Genomic DNA, 2,953 nt, shown 5'->3' on the forward strand with positions numbered 1-2,953 from the left:
CTGGGTTAAAGAAATGCATTCCTATAACTTTGTCTGCTCTCTTTGTTGCTGCTGCAACTTCAGTTATTGATAAAGATGATGTATTAGAAGCAAGAATTGTTTCTGCTTTACATATCTTATCTAATTCACCAAATATTTGTTTTTTTATTTCCATATTTTCAACAGCCGCTTCAACTACTAAATCACAATCTGCAGCTAAATTTAAATCTGTTGTTCCTGTTATTCTGTTCACTATAGAGTCTGCATCTTCTTGAGCCATTTTACCTTTAGTAACTAATTTTGAAAGACCTTTTTTTATCCCTGTAATTCCTCTTTCAACAAATTCATCCTTTATATCTCTTAATACTACTTCATAACCTTTAGCAGAAAATGCTTGAGCTATTCCAGCTCCCATAGTTCCTGCTCCAAGTACGCATATCTTTTTCATAATTGTTAGCCTCCTAGATAATATTTATTAACTATTTAACGCCCATCCAACCAGAAATAACCATCATCTGAACTTCTGATGTTCCTTCATAAATTTCTGTTATTTTGGCATCACGCATCATTCTTTCAATTGGATAATCACTTGAATATCCATATCCACCAAATAATTGTAAGCAGCGTCTTGTTACATCACTGGCATTTCTAGAAGAAACTAATTTTGCCATAGCAGCTAAATGTGTATATTTTTCACGATCATCTTTTGCACATGCAGCTTGATATACTAAAAGTTTTGCAGCTTCTGTATTTGCACGCATCTCGGCAAGTTCAAATTGTGTGTTTTGGAATTTTGAAATAGGACGTCCAAACTGAACACGTTCAGTAACATATTTTACAGTTTCTTCTATTGCACCTTCTGCAATACCAAGAGCTTGTGCTGCAACACCAATACGGCCTCCATCAAGAGTTGCCATTGCAATATTAAAGCCTCTGCCTTCTTCTCCTAAAAGATTTTCCTTTGGAACTATGCAGTTATCAAAGAATAATTCACATGTAGAAGATGCTCTTATTCCCATTTTTATTTCATGGCTTCCAACAGAAAAACCTGGAAAATCTTTTTCAACGATAAATCCTGAAATACCTTTTGTTCCTTTGCTCTTATCTGTCATAGCAAAAACAATATATATATCTGCAAATCCTGCATTAGTAATAAAGATCTTGCTGCCATTTAATACATAATGGTCTCCATCAAGTACTGCTGTTGTCTTTTGCATAGAAGCATCAGTTCCAGCAGCAGGTTCTGTTAATGCAAAGGCACCTAATTTTTCACCGGAAGCAAGTGGTTTTAAATATTTTTCTTTTTGTGCATCTGTTCCATATGTGTAAATTGGTGTTGCACAAAGACTTGTATGCGCTGAGACAATAACACCTGTTGTTGCACAGCATTTAGATAATTCCTCTACGCATTGTATATAACTTAATGTATCCATCCCTGCTCCACCGCACTCTTCAGGAAATGGAATTCCAAGCAAGCCCATTTCAGCCATTTTTGCTACATTTTCTTTTGGGAAACGCATGCTTTCATCAATCTCTTTTGCGATTGGTTTTACCTCATTTTCTGCAAATTCACGATACATTCCTTGTAATTGCTCATGATTTTCATCCTGTATAAAATCCATATCAATTTCCTACCTTTCTTTTTATATGTGCATGTAAATTATGCTTTATTAGTTGTCCTACTGTAATAGACAACATACCTTACCTGGATTCATGATAGAATTTGGATCAAAGGCTTTTTTAATACCCTTCATTAATTCCATATTTATTTCTCCAACACTATCTGCTAAATAGCTGATTTTTCCACTACCTATTCCATGCTCTCCTGAAACAAGACCACCGCATTCTGTTGCTTCTTTGTAAATAATCTTAAAGAATTTATCAACTCTTGCTTTAAATTCTGACTCTTCTAAGTCATTACTGCATTGGTATATATGAAGATTTCCATCTCCTGCATGTCCAAAACTTTTAATAGTTAGTCCGCATTCTTCACCAGTTTTATTTACAAAGGCAAGATAAGGAGCGATTTTATTTACTGGAACTACAACATCACATTCGTCTAATAACTTTGTTTCTGCCATAATCGCTTCTAAGAAGCTGGAACGTGCAGCCCATGCATCTTTCATTTTTGCAGGAGTATCTGCTACAAGAACATCAATTGCTCCTGCTTCTAAAACTATTTCGCTTGCTTGTTCAATAAGGTTATTTAATTCATCTTCACTACTTGCATCTATAGTAACAAGTAAGTAAGCATTTGCAGTTACTCCATCAACTACCTGAGGAAATACACTCTTGCCAACATATCTTTCACTAGATAATACAATTTCTCTTTCCATAAATTCCAGTGCCTGTGGATTCATGTGTTCCATTTTAAATTTAGGAACAGTGGAAATACAATCATCTAAATTTTCAAAAGGAATAATTAGACTTGCAGCTACCTTTGGTGCTGGCATGATTTTCAAACTAAGTTCTGTAATAATTCCAAGAGTACCTTCTGAGCCAATCATCAAATTTAAAAGACTGTAACCTGAACTTGTTTTTGATACGGAAGCTCCAAAGTTAGTAATTTCTCCTGTTGGCAGGACAACTGTCATTGCGCGTACATAATCACGAGTTGCACCATATTTAACAGCTCTCATTCCACCAGCATTTGTTGAAACATTTCCACCTAGACAAGCTGACTTTTCGCCAGGGTCTGGAGCATATAATAGTCCCTGTTTTGCACAGTCTTCTGCAAGATCCTTTAATAGAACACCAGCTTGAACTCGAACAACAAAATTTTCCAAGTCATAAGAAAGTATTTTATTCATCTTTGAAATATCTATTAAAACTCCTCCGAGTAGTGGAACTGCTCCTCCTACAAGTCCTGTTCCTGCTCCTCTTGGAGTTACTGGTATTTTATTATCATTACATATTTTTACCACTGCGGCAATTTCCTCTGTAGAATGTGCCGTTAATACAACTTGTGGAGCTT

3 protein-coding genes are annotated in these 2,953 nt (G+C 35.5%); all 3 read right to left on the bottom strand.

Annotation, left to right across the window (positions count from 1 at the left end):
* A partial coding sequence (locus tag I6U48_RS16585; RefSeq protein ID WP_246615405.1) for a 3-hydroxyacyl-CoA dehydrogenase NAD-binding domain-containing protein occupies positions 1 to 427 on the bottom strand: 427 nt, incomplete at its 3' end.
* A 31-nt stretch (positions 428 to 458) separates the two neighbouring features.
* Entirely contained in the window at positions 459 to 1,601 is a 1,143-nt protein-coding gene (locus tag I6U48_RS16590) for an acyl-CoA dehydrogenase (protein ID WP_218321582.1), read from the bottom strand.
* Positions 1,602 to 1,658: 57 nt separating this feature from the next.
* The coding region (locus tag I6U48_RS16595) for a D-lactate dehydrogenase (RefSeq protein WP_218321583.1) at positions 1,659 to 2,953 on the bottom strand (1,295 nt) is incomplete at its 5' end.

Source organism: Clostridium thailandense (assembly GCF_019207025.1).
Lineage (GTDB): Bacteria > Bacillota > Clostridia > Clostridiales > Clostridiaceae > Clostridium_AM > Clostridium_AM thailandense.

Bases quoted from the DNA above. Each gene is read 5' to 3' on its own strand.
- I6U48_RS16590 (WP_218321582.1), bottom strand. From the start codon at position 1,601: ATGGATTTTATACAGGATGAAAATCATGAGCAATTACAAGGAATGTAT.